This is a genomic window from Pelagibacterium halotolerans (genome assembly GCF_044811015.1).
In the GTDB taxonomy this organism is placed as follows: domain Bacteria; phylum Pseudomonadota; class Alphaproteobacteria; order Rhizobiales; family Devosiaceae; genus Pelagibacterium; species Pelagibacterium halotolerans_A.
The window spans coordinates 2,412,485-2,432,557 of sequence record NZ_CP085243.1; the positions used below are offsets into that span (position 1 = coordinate 2,412,485).

Sequence of the window (20,073 nt, forward strand, 5' to 3'; positions counted from 1 at the left end):
GTGAACATCGCGGGGCTTATCCCCGGGGTGACAACGCCGCGGGGCAGCCGCAAATTACCCCCCGGCCGTCATTCCGGGGCTTGTCCCCGGAATCCAGCCACGTGCTGGACAGCGCGCGAAAGGGCTCTTCCCGCGCTGCGCCTCTGGCCGAAGTTTCTGCCCTAAACTTATCCCCGCCTCCAAAACTTCGCTTATTCTGCGTGCACGGACCCGCTTGATGGGCGCAGGCGCAACGAACGTTTGGGCGGGACCGGTCCGGGTCCGATGGGAGTCGTCCCAGCGGAGGCCCAAACGTCACCGTGGCCAGCCACAGCGATCCTGTGGTAACCGCCGAAAGGCGGCGGGGATTGGCCCCAGCCCGAGCGGACGCCAAGCCAAAAATCCCGGACGTATGCGGCGAGGCTCGCTTCGCACTTTAATAATCAGTATGAGGCGCGTCTCGCCGCATACCGTCCACGCTATTTGAACCTGATGGCAGATTGCCGGAGGGCGCTTTGGGCTGGGCAGTTGCAGAAGGTCCGACTGGGCCTTGATCCGGCCTGCCACGCACCCGCATTGCAATCGGCCCGCCACGACTTAAATATGAGCGGCAAACAAGACAGTGTGGAGTATGCCCTTTATGACGACAATCGTTTCGGTGCGCAAAGGCAACAAGGTCGTTGTTGCCGGGGACGGGCAGGTCTCGATGGGCCAGACGGTGATGAAACACAGCGCCAAGAAGGTCCGCCACCTCGCCGGGGGCACCGTTCTTGCCGGGTTCGCCGGCGCGACCGCGGACGCGTTCACGCTTTCAGAGCGCCTCGAGGCCAAGCTCGAGCAATATCCCGGCCAATTGATGCGTGCCTGCGTGGAGCTTGCCAAGGACTGGCGAACCGACCGTTATCTGCGGCGGCTCGAAGCTATGATGATCGTCGTCGACAAGTCCGATACGCTGATCCTGACCGGGACAGGAGACGTGCTTTCGCCCGAGGACGGCATCGCGGCCATCGGTTCGGGCGGCAATTACGCGCTCGCGGCGGCGCGTGCGATGATCGACACCGACAAGGACGCCGAAGAGATCGCCGAGCGGGCGATGAAAATCGCGGCGGATATCTGCGTTTACACCAATTCCGACATCACGGTCGAAAGCCTCGAGACGGCGTGATGGCGCTGCGCGTGCGGCGGCTGTCCGCAGACGATGCCGATGCCTATCGGACCTTGCGGCTGTTCGCTCTCGGCGATGCACCTTATGCGTTTGGCGACTCGATTGAAGAGGCCGAGGCCCGCCCTTGGCAATACTGGCTCGGCCTGTTTTCGGGCGAACGCGCTTTTTTCGGCGCCTTTAACGGGGAAAACCTCGTCGGGAGCGCCAATTTTATGCCCGAGCCGGGGCAGAAGGCCCGACATCGGGGATGGTTGCTCGGCGTTTATGTCGCGCCTGAGGCGCGTGGGACCGGAGCGGCGGACCTCCTGGTTGAAGCCGTCCTGTCACATGCCAGGCAAAAGGGCGCGTTGCAGGTGCATCTTGGTGTGAGCACCGAGAACCTTCCCGCCCAGCGGCTTTATGCGCGGTTCGGTTTTTCCACATATGGCACGCAACCGCGCGCACTGATGGTGGATGGTAAATTTATCGATGAGCACCATATGGTGCGGTTCCTGGACAAGGACGAATAGACAATGAACGACAGAAGCTTTTCCCCCCGCGAGATCGTCTCCGAGCTCGACCGCTACATCATCGGGCAGGGCGACGCCAAGCGTGCGGTTGCGATCGCGCTCCGGAACCGCTGGCGGCGCCAGCAATTGCCCGAGGATATCCGCCGTGAGGTGACGCCCAAGAATATCCTCATGATCGGGCCGACGGGCGTCGGCAAAACCGAGATTTCGCGGCGGCTCGCACGGCTCGCGCAGGCTCCGTTCGTCAAGGTCGAGGCGACCAAGTTCACCGAGGTGGGCTATGTGGGCCGCGATGTCGAGCAGATGATCCGCGATCTCGTCGAGGCCGGTATCGTGCTCTTGAAGGACAAGAAGCGCGCCGAGGTCAAAGCCACCGCGCATATCAACGCCGAAGAGCGCGTGATCGATGCGCTCGTGGGGCAATCGGCTGCGCCCTCGACCCGCGACAGTTTCCGCAAAAAGCTCCGGAATAACGAGCTTGACGACAAGGAGATCGAAATCGAGGTCACCGGCCAGCCCGGCGGCATTCCCATGTTCGAAATCCCCGGCATGCCTGGAGGCGGCGCGGGAATGATCAATCTTTCGGACATGCTCGGCAAGGCTTTGGGCGGCAAGGGCCAGAAGCGTACGGTCAAGGTCAAGGACAGCTACGATATCCTCATCAACGAGGAGGCCGACAAGCTTCTCGACCAGGACAAACTGACAGCCGAAGCCATCGAACTCGTGGAAAACCACGGCATCGTCTTTCTCGACGAGATCGACAAGATTTCGGTGCGCGACGGGCGGGGTGGCGGCGACGTTTCGCGCGAGGGCGTGCAGCGGGACCTCTTGCCACTCATCGAAGGCACGACGGTCGCCACCAAATACGGGCCGGTCAAGACCGACCATATCCTCTTTATCGCTTCGGGTGCGTTTCACGTCTCCAAGCCCTCGGACCTCCTGCCCGAACTGCAGGGCCGCTTGCCGATCCGGGTGGAACTCAAGGCGCTCACCAAGGACGATTTCATCGCCATTCTCTCGGACACCGAATATTCGCTGATCCGGCAGTATGTCGCACTGATGGGAACCGAGGGAGTGACGCTCGAATTCACCCCCGACGCCATCGAGGCGGTTGCCGATATCGCGGCCGCGGTCAATGAAAGCGTTGAGAATATCGGCGCACGGCGGCTTCAGACGGTGCTCGAGCGGCTGGTCGAGGACATCTCCTATGATGCGCCTGACAAGACCGGCACGACAGTCACCATCACCGGCGAGATGGTGCGCGAGACCGTCGGCAAGATGGCCGGCGACGCCGATTTAAGCCGCTACGTGCTCTGAAAGCCCCTATCCCGCGGCGCCGGTATTGGTTTGCGGCGCCGCGGGGAGGTCTGCACGCCGTTGATGAAGGGGGCGGGCTTGCCGACGAGATAACCCTGAATGCCATGACAGGCCTCCGCGGTGAGGAATGCAAGCTGTGCGGGTGTCTCGACACCCTCGGCGATGATGGGCAGATTGAGGCCGCGCCCCAATCCGATCACCGCGCGGATAATCTCCTTGGCGTGCTCGGACTGGTCGATCCGGGCAACAAAGGACCTGTCGATCTTGAGCTTGTCGAAGGGGAAAGCCTGCAGATAGGACAGCGAGGAATAGCCGGTCCCGAAATCGTCCATGGCGATCTTGACGCCGAGATTCTTGATCCGGCGCAAAAGGCTGAGCGCCCGGCCGAAATCGTCGACGAGCGTGCTTTCGGTGATTTCGAGCTCGAGCCGGTCTGGCCTTAGTCCAGTGTCGAGCAGAACCTCGTGGATCAGCCCGGCGAGATCGCCGTGGCGGAACTGGACCGGTGAGAGGTTGATCGCGATGTGCAAGGGCTCGGGCCAGTCGGCGGCCTCGCGGCAGCCCTCACGCAGGACCCATTCCCCGATATCGATAATAAGCCCGGTCTTTTCCGCAAGCGGGATGAAATCGTCGGGCATGACCATGCCAAGGCGTGGCAAATCCCATCGTACCAAGGCCTCATAGCCGGTAATCGTGCCGTCGATTCTGGCCTGGGGCTGGTAGTGAAGCTTTAATTCATTGCGCGCGACGGCGACACGCAGGTCCTGCTGGAGCAGGCGCTGCTCGTGGATACGCTCGTCCATTTCGGGCTTATAGAACCGCATGATGCCGCGGCCTTCGGATTTCGAACGGTAAAGCGCGGCGTCCGCACGGTTGAGCAGGGTCTTGGCGTCGTCCCCGTCGGTGGGGAAGATCGCGGCTCCCATACTCAGCCCAACCACCAGGGAGTGATCGTTGATCACCATTTCGCCCGAGGCGTGGGAATAGATACTTTCGGCGAGCGTGGCGACACCGTGCGGCTGAGAGCCACGGCAGATGAAGGTGAACTCGTCGCCGCCCAGACGGGCGAGGAACTCACCCCCGACAGCCTTACTGAACCTTTTGCCGATTTCCTTGAGCAGCGCGTCCCCTGTCGCATGGCCGAAGACGTCGTTGACATCCTTGAAATGATCGAGATCGACAGCGAGGACCGCGAACTCCTCGCGCCGCACGCGCGCTTCTTCAAGCAGAGTGGTCAATTCGGACGAGAACGCGGCGCGGTTGGGCAATTCGGTCAGCGGATCGTGAAGTGCCAGATAGGCGGCGCGGCGCTCGGCGATCACCTGGTTGGTGATGTCCTGCTGCGTCGTGAGCAGATATTTGCCCTCGAGCGGACTGTCGTTAACCGCGATAACGCGGCCGCCGATCTCGACCTCAGCGGAAAAGGGTTCGCCCCGGCGCAGGGTATCGGTCAGGCGCTTGAAATAGGCCGCCGGATCCTCTTTCCAGTCGGTGAAACGCCCTTCGGCGATCATCTCGTCAAACGAAAGCGGCCTGTCGAGTTCGCCCTCCTTGATGTGGTAGAGTTCGCGGAACATCCGATTAAAGAGGATCGGCCGGCCATCGAGGTGCAAAAGCGCAACGCCAACCGGGAGCTCTTCGACGGCCAGATCGAGCGCTTCGAGGCGCTCTTCGGTGCCCGCAAAGGTCTTGGACCATAGCACCGTGCTTGCCATGGGAAGTCCTCCCCTTGCCTTACGTCACATGGCGACGAACGGTAGCGGGAAAACTTTAACTATCTGTTTGGATTTTCATAAAGAGTGAGCCGAACTCAACTTTGAGCGGTTTGCCCTACTCGCTCCCGAAATAACCGATGGCACGGCCGGCAAAGATGGCCAAGGCCCACAAAAGCATCGAAAGAACGGCCGAGATCCGGGTCACGGCACTCTCGGGGTCAAGATGGCGCCGGGCGAGTACGAAATATCCGGCATTGGCGAAAGCCAGCCCCACGAGCAAGATCTTGGTCCAGAAGACCGGATTGGGCGCGTAGTGCAGCGGCTGGACGATAAAGAGCAGAACGCCGGTCAAAGCCGCGATCCCCAATGCACTGATGGCAAAGGGGCGGAGCGCGTCGACCACCGCGCCCGTCTCCAGCCGGCGTCCGAGGCCCAGAATGCGCAGATCCATGAGAACGGCGGTTGTAAACAGCACCCCGAGCGCAAGGATATGGAGCGCATTGACCACCGGGTAGGTGTAAAGGTCCCGGCGCAGGAAATGCGCCAGGGGCATCTGTTCAATGGCCTCGAGCATCGCCGGTCAGTCCCCGAGCGCCGCGGCGCGTTGCGGATAGACGTCGAACGTGCCCACCTCGGTGATCACACGGACCGCCTTCATGTGCGGTTCGTTTTCGTCCAGCGCTCGATGGCCGATTACGGTGATCGTGTCGCCGATTGCAGCAGCGGATTCATCGAACCCCGCGGCAAGCGTGGGCGCAAGCGGGGCAAGATCGACATGCCAGATGGTCTCCCCATCGTCGATCTCCACGGTCACGTGCGGATGGCCGATATACATATCGGTCAAAGCGCCCGTTAATTCGAACCATGCATCGGTGCTGGTCCAGGCCCAGCCATGATGCGCCATGGCGGGTGTTGCCACTATCAAGGGCAGTCCGGCCAGAATGGCGAGAGCCCTTCTGCGCGAGAGAAAAGACATGGCACGCCTCCTTTCCCATGCCTATCTTTGGGCCGGAAGGATCGGAAATCTTTGTGACCGGGCGATGGCGAGAAGTGTTCACGCTTTCTTGCGCAATGCCCGGCGGATGATTTCGTCCTTAAGAGCGGTCATATCTTCAGGGGCAAGATTGGCGATCTCGGCGGCCAGACGGTTGGTCAATTCGGTCGCCTGGGGCGGCAGTCCGGCTGTATCGATCGTGATCCTGGGATCGGATATTTCCGCAAGCCGCTGGATTTCCTCGGCTTCGTCCCAGATGACGTTGAAATAAGCGATGATCCGCTGAACCATGAACCAGGTGGGCTTGCCGCGCTTTCCGTGCTCAAGGGCTGAAAGATAGGCGCTCGACACATTGAGCGCCTTGGCCATGTCCTTAAGCGCAATGCCGCGGTCGGCGCGCATCTTGCGCAATTTGGCTCCCAAAGGCGTCAAAACCAATCCTCCCGCTTGCGCTTGAGCCGGACGTAGAGCGCGCCCTCCCCCCCATGGCTCTGGTGAGCGCGGTCGACCCCGGCAATGAACGGAGCGAGCTCGGGCGCCTTGAGCCAGACCGGCACCATGGAGCGCAGGACGCCTTTCTGCTCGATCTGGAGATAGCCGGTCTTTTTGAGCCCCTTGCCGGTGATCACGAGAATGGTCCTGTCACCGCGCGCGGCGCGCGCCGGGATGAAGCGATGGAGCGCCGCCTGGGCTTCATCCTGTGTCAGCCCATGCAAGTCGAGCGTCGCATCGATAGGCAGATGGCCGCGTTCGAGGCGTTTTTTGAGCCCGGGCTCGATGGGCTTGTCGACCGGAGGGCGGGCGGCGGAGATGACCGGACGGGCCGATGGCATCGGCGCTGGCGCGATCCGTGGAGCGGCGTCCCTGTCCGCCTTCTCCGATTTGCCCCGCGCGTTGAGCGCGGCGTCGAGCTCATCGAGCAGGGTCTTGGGATCGGAGGTCTTGCGGTGGGGGATGGGGTTGACGGTCTTGCCGACCGCGCGCCAGAGATGCCAGTCGCGCAAGGGTCCCGCCGTTCTGCGTTTGTCGGAACCCTTCTTACTCATGGCCACGCTCCGATACGTCCGGACGGATCGGGCGTTACTGAAGATCGTTGGTGGCGACCAGCTTCCAGTTGGGATCGCGCGAGCGGGTGTTGCGCACGAAGGTCCATTCGTCCGCGATCGAAACCACCTGGCCCGGCGTACCCTCGACAACCTCGCCGTCCCGGTCGCGGGTGACGGACACCACTTCGGCGTCGATCCTCAAGGTCACCACCGCGTTGCGCTTGTCCATGCCGACTTCGGCGAAATCGATATTGGAAAGCCCCACGAAGGTGAAATCGACGGTTTGCCCGGCGGCCTCGCGCTCGGAAATGGCCGCTTCGAAGCTGTCGTAGACGTCCTTGTCCAGGAGCGATTTGAGCGTCTTGCGGTCGCCCGCGGCAAAGGCCGTGACGATCATCTCATAGGCGGATTTGGCGCCCTCGATGAAGGACTTGGGCGAGAACCCGGCATCTGCCGCGGCAATCTCGTTGAGGCCTTTGATGATGTCCTCTCGGCCATTGCCGAATTTTTCGATCTCGGCCTCGCGTTTTCTCTCGAAGCGCTCGGTTTCCGCGTCATCGGCCTGGGGCTTGCGGTTGGGAAGCTGCACGACGGTCTCGTCATTGTCCGGCCGTGTGCGGGAGACGCGCTCATAGCGGGCCGAAGGTGGACGCTCATTGCCGGTGCGCGTACCGAGGACGGAGCGCAGCCGCAACAGGACGACAATGGCCACCACGATAACGATGATGGTCGGGAAATCGAGAAATTCGCCCATAAGTGTCTCGCATCCTCAAGCGTTAAGCGTTGGAATTTTCCGGCAGCCGGCCGGCCCAATAGGACATTGAGTGACCTATATATAAGCTATCGCGCCGTGCAAACCACCTTGGGGCGCAGAAAGCTCAACGAATGGTGATAACCAAAACGCTGCTCAAGACACCTCATTCATACAATAATACGCGTTTATGCGCGGAATTTGGAGGCCTCGGGGTTGAAATCACGCATTTCTGTGCGCAGTTGAGTCCGCAACGATAGCTTGCATACCACGCAAAGGACAATTCGCGATGGGCCGCCTGATCCTTCTGGCCATCCTTTTGATGCCGTTCATCGAGATTGCCGTCTTCATCTGGGTCGGTGGACAGATCGGCATTCTGGCAACGTTGGCCGCGATCGTGGGCACCGCGGCCGCGGGCATTGCCCTTTTGCGCATGCAGGGGATCGGGCTTATTCTCGATTGCCAGCAAATGATGGCGCGCGGGGAAGTCCCGGCGCGGCAGTTTGGCGAGGCGATGCTGCTGGCGCTGGCAGGTGTCCTGCTGCTGATCCCGGGTTTTGTGACCGACGCGATCGGTTTCATCCTGTTCATCCCGGCGGTACGCGCGGCGATCTTTACGGCGCTGAGCCGCAACATGGTCGTGGTCACGACCTACCGGCCGGCGAACTATCCGGGGACCGACGGACCCAAATCGATCGATCTCGATCACGATTCCTACCGGTAGCCTCGCCGGAGGCGGCAGATAGAGGGCCTCCTCGCGCCTTGTGACCTTCGGCCAAAAGTGATAGCCACCTGACCAAACCGGCTCACAAGGATCATGCGCGACGCCTTTTCCGGGCGGCGCGCAACACAAAAGAGGAAACTGAACACCCATGGCAGAGGAAACCAAGGACAAGCCCGATACCGGCGCGGCGGGGCAGACCCCGGATGCGGCCAGCACGCCGTCTTTCGCAATTGTCGGGCAGTACATTCGGGATCTGAGCTTTGAAAACCCGAACGCTCCGGGCTCGCTGGTCGCCGCCGCGCAAAAGCCGGGGTCGAACGTCAACATCAACGTTCAGGTCAAAAAGCAATCCGACGAGGTTTATGCCTCGGAGATCGGGATCAACGTCAAGACCGAACATGACGGTAAGCTCGTTTATGCGGTCGAACTGGTTTATGGCGGGCTTTTCCGTGTCAAGAACGTACCGGAAAACCAGCTTGGCGCGCTCCTCATGGTCGAAGCCCCCCGGCTCATCTTCCCGTTTGCCCGCCAGGTGCTCGCCCAGACCATTCAGCAGGGCGGCTTCGCGCCCCTGATGCTCGAACCTGTCGATTTCCTTTCGCTCTACCGCCGCAACCTTCAGGCCGCCACCGAGCGCCAGAAACAGCAGGCAGGCGAAGAGGCCGGGGCAGAGGCCAAGCCGACGGTCAACTGACCTGAAATACGGCAATGAAAAAACGTCCGGAGCCGCGGTTCCGGGCGTTTTTTGTCAGCTCTCGTATTGCGTCCAGATCGCCTTGTCGCCCAGTTCCTTTTCCAGGAACGCTGCGTGAGCGGCCAGCTCGGCTTGCGTCAAACGCGGGGGCAGTGGCTGTGGGCGCTGCGCGGCGCGCGGGCGGGCGTCGGGTTCGGCGCCATAGGTCCGGGCTTCCTCGGACAGGGCGAGGGCCACCTGACGGCCGCCGATCAGTTCGAGATAGACCTCGGCGAGAATTTCGGAGTCCAGGAGAGCGCCGTGGAGTGTGCGGCGCGAATTGTCGATGCCGTAATGCTTGCAGAGCGCGTCGAGGCTCACCCTGGCACCCGGATGCTTTTCGCGCGCGAGCATCACCGTATCGATCACGGGGTTGGTTAGCGCCGGACGCTGCACCCATTCGAGCTCGGCGTTCAAAAACCCCATGTCGAAAGGCGCGTTATGGATGATCAGCGTCGCGTCGCCGATAAAGGCGATGAAGTCTTCGACGACATCGGCGAAGACGGGTTTATCGCGCAGGAACTCATCCGAAAGCCCATGTACCCGGAAGGCCTCCTCGGGCATGTCCCGCTCGGGATTGATATAGACGTGGTGGTTTTTGCCCGTGGGCACGTGATTGATCAGTTCCACGCAGCCGATTTCCACGAGCCGGTCGCCCTGCCGCGGGCTGAGCCCCGTGGTTTCGGTATCGAGGACGATTTCCCGATTGCTAGCCTGCATTTCTCACACTCACTGTGCCCTGCCTCTTTTTTCCCGCAGTGTTGCGATGATGTGGCGCAGCTGGTTGGCGCTGTCGGCCTTCGTGCCCGAGGTGTCGATAACATAATCCGCCCGCGCGGCCTTGTCCTCCTGACGCATCTGGCGGGCGAGGATCATGTCGAGCTTTTGTTCGCTCATGCCGGGCCGGCCGAGGGCCCGCCGGCGCTGCAGTTCGGGCTTGCACACGGTCACGATAACCGCATCGAGCGCGTAGCGCGACCCGGTTTCGAAAAGCAGTGGAATTTCGACAACGGCGATATCGGCGCCGCCATCTTCGGCCGCATCGAAAAAAGCCTCGGTCTTGCCGCGCACGAGGGGGTGGATGAGCTCTTCGAGATCGACGATACGCTTTGGATCGTCCGCGAGCGCGGCGCTCAATGCCGCGCGGTCGACCCGCCCGCCGGCGGTGACGCCGGGAAACATGGTTTCCATTGCCGCCACGGCGTCCTTTTCGTAGAGTTCGTGGACGGCCGTGTCGGCCGAATACGTCGGCAGGCCGAGCGCTTCGCACTGGGAGAGAATTGTCGATTTTCCGGTCGCGATCGATCCGGTGAGCGCCACACGCAGCATCGTCATAACCCCATCGCCGCGACAATCCGCGCGCGCAGCTCTTCGGTCACCTCGGGCGCCTTGCCGAACCATGCGGCAAAGCCGGGGGCGGCCTGATGGAGGAGCATGCCCAGCCCGTCGACCGTCACGTGCCCCCGCGCGCGCGCCGCCGCCAGCAGCGGAGTGACAAGCGGTGTGTAGACGATATCGTTGACCACCGCGCCTTGCCCCAGCGCGTCGAATGGCAGGCCGTCAAAACGTGTGCCGCCCATGCCGACCGACGTAGTGTTAACCAGAAGCCCCGCTTCCGGCGCGAAATCGGCAAAATGCTCGAGCGCACCGAGGTCGACCGACGCACCGAAATCCCGCGCCAGCGCCTTGGCGCGATCGGGCGTGCGATTGAGGACGACGATCTTTTCTGCCTTGCGCGCGACGAGCGCGGCGAGTACGGCCCGTGCAGCACCGCCAGCGCCCAGGACGATCGCGGTCTTGAGATTTTTGTCCCAGCCCGGTGCGCCGGCGTCGAGATTGGCGAGGAAACCGAGATAGTCGGTATTGCTGCCGTGAATTTCTTCACCCCGGCGCACGAGCGTATTGACCGCGCCGATGGTCCCGGCGAGCGGATCGATCCGGTCGCAATGGGCCATAACCGCTTCCTTGTGCGGGATGGTGACATTGCCGCCGACAAACTCGGCCGCGCGCAGCCGGGCAATGAAATCCCCCAGATCCGCCGGGGCGACGTCAAAGGCGGTGTAAGACCCGGCAAGACAATAGCGCTCGAGCCAATAGCCATGAATAAGCGGCGATTTCGAGTGTGCGATCGGATGGCCGATGACGAAGGCAGCCGGGGAGGGGAAAGACGACGATGTCATGATGCGCCCGGTTTGAGAGTCTCGGGTGCAAACTGGGCCAGCGCAGCCATCAGTGGCAAGAGCGGCAGGCCCAGAATGGTGAAATAATCCCCGGAAATGGACGCAAACAGCCGCACCGAGGGTCCCTCGAGCCGATAGCCGCCCACCGAGGAGAATACTCTCTCACCTTCGAGATCCAGCACCGCATTGAGCTCGGCCTCCGAAAAGTCCTTGATCACGAGCGTCGCGGTCTCGACATGCCGCCAGAGCGGTACCCCGTCCCTCGCGAGCGCAATCCCCGCGTGGAGCTGGTGCGGCCGGCCCGCCATCGCGCGCAATTGCGCGGCGGCGTCGGCCCGCGAAGCCGGCTTGTGGACGTCGAGATCCCCGCATTCGAGCGTCTGGTCGGCACCGATCACCACGGCGCCGGGATTGTCCTTGCTGACGGCTTGCGCCTTGGCGAGCGCGAGGGCTTCGGCAATCGCGGCTTTGCCCGCTCCGGCGGCCTTTGCCTCATCCTCGATTGCGCGCTCGTCAATGGCCGCGGGGTGTGCGGAAAAGACCACCCCCGCGTTTTCCAGAAGCGTTTTCCGCGTTGCGCTTTGCGAGGCGAGGATCAGCATTATCAAGCCTTTCGGGCACTCCGGCGCCGGGATTATTCACAGGATCGTCCCCACAGCCTGTTAAGATGCGATTTGGTACCGTGCGGGACGGAATTTGTCCCCGCTGGCTCGATTTTGGTTAACAGATCGTTATCTGTGGAGCCAGACGGCTGGGTGTGGCTAATTATGGGGAAAACCGGTCAGTGAGCCGAACCTGCCCGTTAAGCTTTCGTTAACACTTTCCCACAGCCGGCATCATGGTTAACGCGAGATTAACCCGCGCCGGCGCACGAACATCCCCGGGACCGGTGCGCAGCAATCCCCAGCACGGACTTGGGCGGGTTTGCCGCAGCGCGCCATCCGACATCGCGGTTGTGGGCAGAGAAGAATTCCTGCAAAACACAGCTATAAAGAAGAAACAGATTCTATTTAGACTCTTTAATAAGAGCCCAGAGCGCCTTCACCCATGCCTTCGATCCCGACCGGAAAACCTCTGCTCGATACCGCGTTGGGTATGCGTCAGAACACGCCCCCCATCTGGATCATGCGTCAGGCCGGCCGCTACCTGCCCGAATACCGTGCCGTACGCGAAAAGGCCGGAAGCTTTCTCGACCTGTGCTTTACCCCCGAATATGCAACGGAGGTCACCCTCCAGCCCCTGCGGCGTTTCGATCTCGACGCCGCCATTCTTTTTTCCGACATCCTCGTCATTCCGCATGCATTGGGACAAACCGTACGCTTTGCCGCTGGCGAAGGCCCGATACTTGAGCCCCTGGATGCAAAGGCAATCGCAAACCTGACGCCGGAAAAGGCTCTGGAAGAACTCGCGCCTGTTTTCGAGGCCCTGGACCGCATCAAATCCGCGCTTGATGCAAGCAAGACGCTGATCGGGTTCTGCGGTGCGCCGTGGACGGTGGCAACCTACATGTTGGGCGGAAGGGGCTCCCCGGACCAGGCCGCCGCGCGGCTTTTTGCGCTGCATGCGCCGGAAGCTTTCGCCGCGCTCATGGATATTCTCGTCGAGGTTTCCGCGCGGTATCTCGTCGCGCAGTTCAAGGCGGGCGCGGATATTGTCCAGATTTTTGAAAGCTGGGCGCTCAATCTCGATGAGGACGCATTTGCCCAATATGTCATTGGGCCCAATGCGCGCATCGTCGAACGGGTTCGCAAGGAAATCCCCGATGCACCGGTTATCGGATTTCCCCGTGGTGCTGCCGGTTTGATCTCTCGCTATGCGGCGGCAACGGAGGTCAATGTCGTGGGACTCGATTTTTCGATGCCGGTTGCCTTCGCCAACAAGATGCTGCCCGAAACTCTTGCTGTGCAGGGCAATCTCGATCCCTTGCGCGTGGTTGCGGGCGGCAGGCAGATGGAAGCGCGCGCGCGGGCCATCGTTGACGGGTTCAAAAATCGCCCGCATATATTCAATCTCGGGCACGGGATCACGCCGCAAACGCCCATCGAGAATGTCGAAGCCCTCATCAAGACGATAAAACAATAAACGGATCAGCGTCGTGAACTGGTATCCCTGGGTCCTGTCCTTTCACGTCATCTCCATCATTGCGTGGATGGCCGGCTCGCTTTATCTGCCCAGGCTGTTCGTTTATCACGCGGATGCGGAAACCGGCTCGGTGCAGTCGGAAACCTTCAAGATCATGGAACGCCGGCTTTTAAGGGGCATAACGACGCCCGCAATGATCGCAAGCTGGGTGTTCGGGCTGATCCTGGCCTTCGGGTTCGGTGTTGTCGATTTCTCGAGAGGCTGGATGTGGGTCAAAGCGGCCTTTGTCATCGCGCTTTCGGGTTTTCACGGCGTCCTCACGCGGCATCAGAAAGCGTTCGCGGCCGACAAGAACGACAAGCCGGCGCGCTACTTCCGGATGATCAACGAAATACCGACGGTCCTGATGATCGTCATTGTCATCACGGTGATCGTGAAACCGTTCTGATCGAGGTGATATGGTCCGCCGATTTCCGGTTCCGCTTGCAATCGGACGCGAAATCGGTTTATGCAAAATTGCAAAGACCGTGCGTCCGTCGCGGCATGGGCCTTTCTCGAACGTGCCCGTTCTTTTCCTTCACATATCCTTCCCGTTTATATCTATCTCCCGAAAAGGCAGATCATGGAATTCATGAAGCTTAGGGACTTAAAGGCCAAATCCCCGGCCGAACTGCAGTCCTTTGCTGAAGACCTCGAAGTTGAAAACGCAAACACCCTGCGCAAGCAGGAGCTGATGTTCGCCATCTTGAAGCAATTGGCGACGCGCGACGTCGATATCACGGGCGAGGGCGTGGTCGAGGTTTTGCCGGATGGCTTCGGGTTCCTGCGCTCGCCAGACGCCAATTACTTGCCCGGACCGGACGACATCTATGTCAGTCCCTCGCAGATCCGGCGGTTTGGCCTGCGGACCGGCGATACGGTCGAAGGCGAAATTCGTTCGCCCAAGGAAGGCGAGCGTTATTTCGCGCTTTTGAAGGTCAATACGATCAATTTCGAAGAGCCCGAAAAGGTTCGTCACAAGATCAATTTCGATAATCTGACGCCGCTTTATCCTGACGAACGGCTGCGGATGGAACTCGAGGATCCGACGACGAAGGACCGTTCGGCGCGCATCATCGACCTCGTTGCACCGCTTGGAAAGGGTCAGCGCGCGCTGATCGTCGCGCCCCCGCGCACGGGTAAAACGGTATTGTTGCAGAATATTGCACAGTCGATCGCGACCAATCACCCCGAATGCTATCTTATCGTGCTTCTGATCGATGAGCGGCCCGAGGAAGTCACCGACATGCAGCGCTCGGTCAAGGGCGAGGTGATCTCCTCGACTTTCGACGAACCGGCTTCCCGCCACGTTCAAGTGGCTGAAATGGTTATCGAAAAAGCCAAACGCCTGGTCGAGCACAAGCGCGATGTCGTGATCCTGCTCGATTCGATTACCCGCCTTGGCCGCGCCTACAACACGGTGGTGCCGTCTTCGGGCAAGGTTCTGACCGGCGGTGTCGATGCCAATGCCCTGCAGCGGCCCAAGCGCTTCTTCGGCGCGGCGCGCAATATCGAGGACGGCGGCTCGCTGACGATCATCTCGACGGCGCTGATCGATACCGGCTCGCGCATGGACGAAGTGATCTTCGAAGAGTTCAAGGGCACCGGCAACTCCGAAATCGTTCTTGATCGCAAGGTTTCCGACAAGCGCGTCTTCCCCGCGATCGACGTCACCAAGTCCGGTACCCGCAAGGAAGAGCTGTTGGTCGAACCCGATATCTTGAGGAAGATGTATGTGCTGCGGCGCATCCTTAATCCGATGGGTACGGTCGACGCGATGGAATTCCTTTTGGACAAGCTGCGCCAGACAAAAACGAATTCGGAATTCTTCGAGTCGATGAATACCTAGAGCATTTTGGTTCCGATGGGCTCGGAACGAATGTTCTAAGTCTTTGTTTTGTTGTGTTTCGCTTACGCGGACCTACGGCTCCTGGATACGCTCCAGGTTTGGTGCGACCTCGCGTTCATCGGTCAAGGTCATGGCTCAATCAACGATCGCAGCGCTGTCTTCGGGTTCCTTGCCGTCGGGCGTTGCGATCATCCGTCTGTCCGGTCCGAAAGCTCTTCGGGCCGTCCAGACGCTATGCGGGGACATACCGGCACCCCGCAAGCTCGGATTGAGAACGTTGAGGGATCCCGAAACGGGCGATCCCCTCGATCAGGGCCTCGTGGCAACCTTTCCGGCACCGCATTCGTTCACAGGCGAGGATTGTGCCGAGCTACAGGTCCATGGCTCGCCGGCCGGTGTAAAGGCGATTCTCGGCGCTCTGACGGCGATGGAGGGCATAGCACTTGCCGGACCGGGCGACTTCACCCGGCGGGCTTTCGAGAACGGAAAGCTCGACCTTACGGCCATCGAAGGGTTGGGCGACCTCATCGCAGCGGAAACCGAAAGTCAGCGCAAGCAGGCGTTGGCACGGCTTTCCGGCGCACTTGCCGAAAAGATCACGCTTTGGCGCGACGCGCTCATAGACGCGCGTGCCGAGATCGAGGCGCATCTCGATTTTGCCGATGAGGACGACGTTCCGCAGGATTTACCCAGAGATTTCGGCCCACGGCTTGCCCGGCTCGCCAGCGATATCGAATCGGTGCTGGCCGGCTATGCTGATGGCCGCATCGTTCGCGAGGGCTTCCGCATTGTCCTCGCCGGACCGCCGAATGCGGGAAAATCCAGCCTTCTCAATGCCCTGGCGGGGTCCGACCTTGCCATCGTTACGGACGAAGCGGGTACGACGCGCGATACCAAAGACGTGGCCATCGATCTTGGTGGCCAATTGGTGATCGTCACCGACACCGCGGGCCTGCGGGAGACGACCAGCAAGGCCGAGGCCGCGGGTATTGCCCGCACGGGGCGGGCACTGGATCTCGCCGACCTTGTGCTGTGGCTCGAAGCGCCGGACGTCGCGCCCATGCCCTTACCCGAATCGCAATCGGCCCTTTGGCGCCTGGCGACGAAGGCCGACCTTCAAAACGATCCAAGTCCGGATACCTTCGCCATTTCGGTCGTCTCTGGCACAGGCCTCAAAACCTTGATTTCCAGGCTTAAAAGCCATATCGAGACCCGGCTTAGCGGTGCGGAAACCGGGCTTGTGAGCCATTTGCGGGACCGGCAGGCGCTCGAGACGGCCCGGGACCATATTCATCGTGCGATCGCGCTTGCCGACAGAGCGGAATTGTGTGCCGAGGAATTGCGGTTGACGTCCGATGCGCTGGCGCGTCTCGTCGGGCTGATCGATACGGAAGCCGTTCTGGACCGGCTGTTTGCGGGATTTTGCATCGGCAAGTGATTCACGTGAAACAGCGATTGGCGGTTGCAAGAGACCGTGATTCACGTGAAACACGATGACGACAATGAAACCATCGTGGCCACTACGCTGAGAAGTGTCGCCAATAAACGGATTCACGTGAAACAGAGTTAGACGAAGATGAGCGATTTCGGTGTCATTGTAGTGGGGGGCGGACACGCGGGCTGCGAAGCGGCGGCGGCGTCCGCGCGCCTGGGCGTACCGACAGCGCTCATTACCCACAAGCGCGCAACCATCGGCGAGATGAGCTGCAACCCGGCCATTGGTGGGCTGGGGAAGGGGCATCTGGTCCGGGAAATCGATGCGCTCGACGGCGTCATGGGCCGCATTGCCGATGCCGCGGGCATTCAATTCCGGGTTCTCAACCGCCGCAAGGGACCCGCCGTGCGCGGACCGCGCGCGCAGGCGGACCGGAAGCTCTATCGCGAGGCGATGCAGGCTGAACTGGCCGGGACGCCGAACCTCGAAATCATCGAGGGTGAGGTCGACGATCTTGTCACCGCTGGCGGGGTGGTGACCGGCGTGGTGCTTCTCGACGGACGCAGGTTCGGGACAAAGGCCGTGGTGCTGACGACCGGAACCTTCCTGCGTGGCCTCATTCACCGCGGCGAAGAAACAATTCCGGCGGGCCGGGCCGGGGAAAAGCCGGTTTTGGGCCTCTCTGAACGGCTCGAAGGGCTGGGGCTCAAGCTGGGACGGCTCAAGACGGGCACGCCACCACGGCTCGACGCAGGGTCGATTGACTTCAGCGTGCTCGCCGCGCAGCAGGGAGACGATCCGCCGGAGCCGTTCTCGGCGCTGACCGAAACGATCGGCAATCCCCAGATTACGTGCTTTGAGACACGCACGACCCCGGAGGCACACCGGATCATCTCCGACAACCTCTCGCGCTCGGCGATGTATTCGGGGCGGATCCAGAGCCGTGGTCCGCGTTATTGCCCGTCGATCGAGGACAAGATCGTGCGGTTCTCCGACAAGGAGAGCCATCTGGTCTTTCTGGAGCCTGAGGGCCTCGACGATCCGACGATCTATCCGAACGGACTTTCGACTTCGCTGCCCGAGGACGTACAACTTCACTTCCTGCAGTCCATGCCCGGGCTCGAGGCCGTCACTATCAAGCGGCCTGGCTATGCCATCGAATACGATCATGTCGATCCGCGCGCGCTCTCGCCGGCGCTGATGCTGCGCGCGCTCCCGGGGCTTTATCTCGCCGGGCAGATCAATGGGACGACGGGCTATGAGGAAGCCGCGGCCCAGGGGTTGCTTGCCGGGGCGAATGCGGCGTTGGCGGCCAAGGGCGCCGAACCCCTCATCCTGTCGCGCACCAATTCCTATCTGGGAGTCATGATCGACGACCTCGTGACCCGGGGGGTAACGGAGCCCTACCGGATGTTTACCTCCCGCGCCGAGTTCCGCTTGCAGCTGCGTTCGGACAATGCCGATCAGCGGCTGACCGATCTCGGTATCGCGGCGGGGCTCGTCGGCGCGCGGCGCGTTGCGCATCACCGCGCGCGCATGGCGCGGCTCGAGGCGGGAACGGCGCTCCTCAAATCGCTTTCAGTGACACCGACCGAGGCGCGCAAGGCGGGCGTGAAGGTCAATGCGGATGGAGTGCGGCGCACGGCGTTCGAGCTTATGAGTTATCCAAATACGGAAAGACAAGATATTACAGCGCTTTGGCCCGAAATCGAGGGAATCGATCCCGCGACCTACGCGCAACTTGCGATCGATGCGCAATATGCCGTCTATCTCGACCGGCAACAGGCCGATGTCGAGGCCGTAAAGCGCGACGAGGGCCGGGCCATTCCCGATTGGCTCGATTATGCCGCGTTGCCCGGTCTGTCCAACGAGATGAAGCAGAAGCTCATCGCCGCCCGGCCGCAGACCATTGCGCAGGCCCAGCGCATTGAAGGCGTGACGCCCGCGGCGCTGACGCTGATCCTGGCCGTGATCCGGCGCGGCCGTATGGAGCGCAAAGCCAGTTGAGCGCGCCGTCCGATACGATTCGCTCATTGGAGCCCTACAGCACCCGGTTCGGCCGCGAGCTCCAAGAGGTTCATGCCGATCTCCTGGGGCTTCAAGATATGGTGGAAAAGTGGCAGCGTGTGCAGAATCTCGTTTCACGTGAAACAGTGCGCGCGATCTGGACCCGCCACATCCTCGATTCGCTGCAGCTTCTGCCGCTGATGGGGCAGTCCGCTTCGGCGCCCGTCCATATTCTCGATATTGGATCCGGTGGCGGGTTTCCTGCGATTCCCCTGGCAATAGCGCTCAAAAGCAGCGGCGCGCGCATCGATCTGATTGAATCAAATGGCCGCAAATGCGCGTTTCTGAATGCGGCGATCCGGGAATTCGCGTTGCCGGGAACGCGGGTTCATAACGCGCGTATCGAAGGTGTTGCGCCGGAAAAGCTTGGCGAAATCAATGTCATAACATCGCGTGCCCTGGCACCTTTGCCGCTTTTGCTGGACTATGCGCTGCCCTTTTTTGGCCCGAGTACAAGAGCCTATTTCCATAAAGGCCGGGAATTTCGTGAAGAACTGCAACAAGCGGATTCTTCTTTTGCCTTCGACGTGGTACATCATAAGAGCCTGATCGATCCTGACGGGGTCATTCTGGAGCTGACGCACCTGCAGGCGCTCTGATCGGGATATGGACTATGGTGCCGCAACCTTCCCTATTGGGTAATTGGCGCTAACATATTGAAACCAAACGGGTTTCGGAGGCCACATGCATCCGCGTATCCTCACGCTCGCCAATCAGAAGGGCGGCGTTGGCAAGACAACAACGGCGATCAATCTCGCGACGGCGCTTGCGGCGATTGGCGAGCGGGTTCTGATCATCGATCTGGACCCGCAAGGGAACGCTTCGACCGGTCTGGGGCTCGGGCGGGCGCAACGCGAGCGTTCGAGCTACGATCTGCTGCTCAACGAGTGCACGGTTGTCGAGGCCGCGGCGCGGACGGCCGTGCCCAATGTTGCGATCGTGCCGTCGACAATGGACCTGCTGGGTGTCGAGTTGACGATTGCCGCCGAGCGCGACAGGGCGTTCCGGCTCAAGGAAGCGCTCAAGCCGGCGCATGAGATCACCATCGACGGCAAGCCGATCAGCTATGTGCTTATCGACTGCCCACCCTCGCTGAACCTGTTGACGATCAACGCGTTGACAGCGGCCGATGCGGTTCTTGTGCCGCTGCAATGCGAGTTTTTCGCGCTCGAGGGGTTGAGTCAGCTTCTGCAGACGATCGAGCAGATTCGGTCGACGCTCAATCCAAGGCTATCGATCCAGGGCGTCGTGATGACCATGTACGACAAGCGCAACAATCTTTCAGAACAGGTTCTCGCGGATGTACGCGACCATATGGGGACGTTGGTGTATGACACCGTCATTCCGCGCAATGTGCGGTTGAGCGAGGCGCCGTCCTACGGCAAGCCGGCGCTTTTGTACGATTTGAAGTGCGCAGGCAGTCAAGCCTATCTGCGGCTCGCGACCGAGGTGATCAAACGCGAGCGGCAGTTGAGGGCGGCGTGATGG

Annotated in this window: 22 protein-coding genes; 12 read left to right on the top strand and 10 right to left on the bottom strand. The window is 61.2% G+C overall.

Translation table 11 applies throughout. The annotated features are described in order from the left end of the window. The first annotated feature begins 619 nt into the window (after positions 1 to 619). Genes hslV through hslU form a run of 3 tightly spaced genes read left to right on the top strand, consistent with a single transcriptional unit; the run spans position 620 to position 2,970 of the window. On the top strand, positions 620 to 1,144 hold the full coding sequence (hslV, locus tag LG281_RS11850; RefSeq protein WP_404400918.1) for an ATP-dependent protease subunit HslV: 525 nt from the start codon (positions 620 to 622) through the stop codon (positions 1,142 to 1,144). Then, positions 1,144 to 1,653: a GNAT family N-acetyltransferase gene (locus LG281_RS11855; RefSeq protein ID WP_404400920.1), complete on the top strand. Its 510-nt coding sequence runs from the start codon at positions 1,144 to 1,146 to the stop codon at positions 1,651 to 1,653. Before hslV ends, LG281_RS11855 begins: the two co-directional genes overlap by 1 nt. Positions 1,654 to 1,656: 3 nt before the next feature. Next, the gene (hslU, locus tag LG281_RS11860) at positions 1,657 to 2,970 is read left to right on the top strand and encodes an ATP-dependent protease ATPase subunit HslU (RefSeq protein WP_404400922.1); all 1,314 of its coding nucleotides are present in this window, start codon (positions 1,657 to 1,659) and stop codon (positions 2,968 to 2,970) included. On the opposite strand, the gene LG281_RS11865 is transcribed toward hslU, so the two are convergent. The 6 genes from LG281_RS11865 to LG281_RS11890 all read right to left on the bottom strand — a co-directional run bounded on the left by LG281_RS11865 (position 2,958) and on the right by LG281_RS11890 (position 7,479). Further along, complete coding sequence (locus LG281_RS11865) at positions 2,958 to 4,685, bottom strand: putative bifunctional diguanylate cyclase/phosphodiesterase (protein ID WP_404400924.1); 1,728 nt, start codon at positions 4,683 to 4,685, stop codon at positions 2,958 to 2,960. The genes hslU and LG281_RS11865 overlap by 13 nt on opposite strands. A gap of 115 nt (positions 4,686 to 4,800) precedes the next feature. Beyond that, positions 4,801 to 5,259: a DUF6644 family protein gene (locus LG281_RS11870; protein ID WP_404400926.1), complete on the bottom strand. Its 459-nt coding sequence runs from the start codon at positions 5,257 to 5,259 to the stop codon at positions 4,801 to 4,803. 6 nt (positions 5,260 to 5,265) lie between these two features. After that, complete coding sequence (locus tag LG281_RS11875; protein WP_404400928.1) at positions 5,266 to 5,661, bottom strand: hypothetical protein; 396 nt, start codon at positions 5,659 to 5,661, stop codon at positions 5,266 to 5,268. Positions 5,662 to 5,739: 78 nt separating this feature from the next. Continuing rightward, positions 5,740 to 6,111, bottom strand: a complete 372-nt coding sequence (locus LG281_RS11880; RefSeq protein WP_404400930.1) for a helix-turn-helix domain-containing protein — start codon at positions 6,109 to 6,111, stop codon at positions 5,740 to 5,742. Beyond that, positions 6,108 to 6,725, bottom strand: coding sequence for a Smr/MutS family protein (locus LG281_RS11885; RefSeq protein ID WP_404400932.1), 618 nt, complete (start codon positions 6,723 to 6,725; stop codon positions 6,108 to 6,110). Before LG281_RS11885 ends, LG281_RS11880 begins: the two co-directional genes overlap by 4 nt. Positions 6,726 to 6,759: 34 nt before the next feature. Further along, on the bottom strand, positions 6,760 to 7,479 hold the full coding sequence (locus LG281_RS11890; RefSeq protein ID WP_404400934.1) for a Tim44/TimA family putative adaptor protein: 720 nt from the start codon (positions 7,477 to 7,479) through the stop codon (positions 6,760 to 6,762). 286 nt (positions 7,480 to 7,765) lie between these two features. Here LG281_RS11890 and LG281_RS11895 point away from each other — a divergent pair, with 286 nt between their 5' ends. Beyond that, positions 7,766 to 8,200, top strand: a complete 435-nt coding sequence (locus LG281_RS11895; RefSeq protein WP_404400936.1) for an FxsA family protein — start codon at positions 7,766 to 7,768, stop codon at positions 8,198 to 8,200. A 148-nt stretch (positions 8,201 to 8,348) separates the two neighbouring features. Then, entirely contained in the window at positions 8,349 to 8,894 is a 546-nt protein-coding gene (secB, locus tag LG281_RS11900; protein ID WP_404400938.1) for a protein-export chaperone SecB, read from the top strand. A 54-nt stretch (positions 8,895 to 8,948) separates the two neighbouring features. On the opposite strand, the gene dnaQ is transcribed toward secB, so the two are convergent. From dnaQ to LG281_RS11920, 4 genes are read right to left on the bottom strand one after another with little or no spacing between them, the layout of a single operon-like run. Beyond that, positions 8,949 to 9,653, bottom strand: a complete 705-nt coding sequence (gene dnaQ / locus LG281_RS11905) for a DNA polymerase III subunit epsilon (RefSeq protein ID WP_404400940.1) — start codon at positions 9,651 to 9,653, stop codon at positions 8,949 to 8,951. Positions 9,654 to 9,662: 9 nt separating this feature from the next. Beyond that, positions 9,663 to 10,268, bottom strand: coding sequence for a dephospho-CoA kinase (gene coaE, locus LG281_RS11910; RefSeq protein WP_404400942.1), 606 nt, complete (start codon positions 10,266 to 10,268; stop codon positions 9,663 to 9,665). After that, the gene (locus LG281_RS11915) at positions 10,265 to 11,113 is read right to left on the bottom strand and encodes a shikimate dehydrogenase (RefSeq protein ID WP_404400944.1); all 849 of its coding nucleotides are present in this window, start codon (positions 11,111 to 11,113) and stop codon (positions 10,265 to 10,267) included. The genes coaE and LG281_RS11915 overlap by 4 nt, the downstream gene beginning before the upstream one ends. Further along, positions 11,110 to 11,715, bottom strand: a complete 606-nt coding sequence (locus LG281_RS11920; protein ID WP_404400946.1) for a Maf family protein — start codon at positions 11,713 to 11,715, stop codon at positions 11,110 to 11,112. The genes LG281_RS11915 and LG281_RS11920 overlap by 4 nt, the downstream gene beginning before the upstream one ends. A gap of 445 nt (positions 11,716 to 12,160) precedes the next feature. Here LG281_RS11920 and hemE point away from each other — a divergent pair, with 445 nt between their 5' ends. From hemE to LG281_RS11955, 7 genes are all read left to right on the top strand, one after another. Then, on the top strand, positions 12,161 to 13,195 hold the full coding sequence (gene hemE, locus LG281_RS11925; protein ID WP_404400948.1) for a uroporphyrinogen decarboxylase: 1,035 nt from the start codon (positions 12,161 to 12,163) through the stop codon (positions 13,193 to 13,195). A gap of 13 nt (positions 13,196 to 13,208) precedes the next feature. After that, the gene (gene hemJ / locus LG281_RS11930; RefSeq protein WP_404400950.1) at positions 13,209 to 13,643 is read left to right on the top strand and encodes a protoporphyrinogen oxidase HemJ; all 435 of its coding nucleotides are present in this window, start codon (positions 13,209 to 13,211) and stop codon (positions 13,641 to 13,643) included. Between the two features lie 174 nt (positions 13,644 to 13,817). Further along, on the top strand, positions 13,818 to 15,083 hold the full coding sequence (gene rho / locus LG281_RS11935) for a transcription termination factor Rho (RefSeq protein ID WP_404400952.1): 1,266 nt from the start codon (positions 13,818 to 13,820) through the stop codon (positions 15,081 to 15,083). Between the two features lie 130 nt (positions 15,084 to 15,213). After that, positions 15,214 to 16,521 (top strand): tRNA uridine-5-carboxymethylaminomethyl(34) synthesis GTPase MnmE, encoded by a 1,308-nt coding sequence (gene mnmE / locus LG281_RS11940; protein ID WP_404400954.1) that lies wholly within the window; start codon positions 15,214 to 15,216, stop codon positions 16,519 to 16,521. A 138-nt stretch (positions 16,522 to 16,659) separates the two neighbouring features. Next, positions 16,660 to 18,525, top strand: a complete 1,866-nt coding sequence (gene mnmG, locus LG281_RS11945; protein ID WP_404400956.1) for a tRNA uridine-5-carboxymethylaminomethyl(34) synthesis enzyme MnmG — start codon at positions 16,660 to 16,662, stop codon at positions 18,523 to 18,525. Beyond that, positions 18,522 to 19,184, top strand: a complete 663-nt coding sequence (gene rsmG, locus LG281_RS11950) for a 16S rRNA (guanine(527)-N(7))-methyltransferase RsmG (RefSeq protein ID WP_404400958.1) — start codon at positions 18,522 to 18,524, stop codon at positions 19,182 to 19,184. Before mnmG ends, rsmG begins: the two co-directional genes overlap by 4 nt. 85 nt (positions 19,185 to 19,269) lie before the next feature. After that, a complete protein-coding gene (locus tag LG281_RS11955) occupies positions 19,270 to 20,070 on the top strand; it encodes a ParA family protein (RefSeq protein ID WP_404400960.1) in 801 nt (266 codons plus the stop codon). Positions 20,071 to 20,073 lie beyond the last annotated feature (3 nt).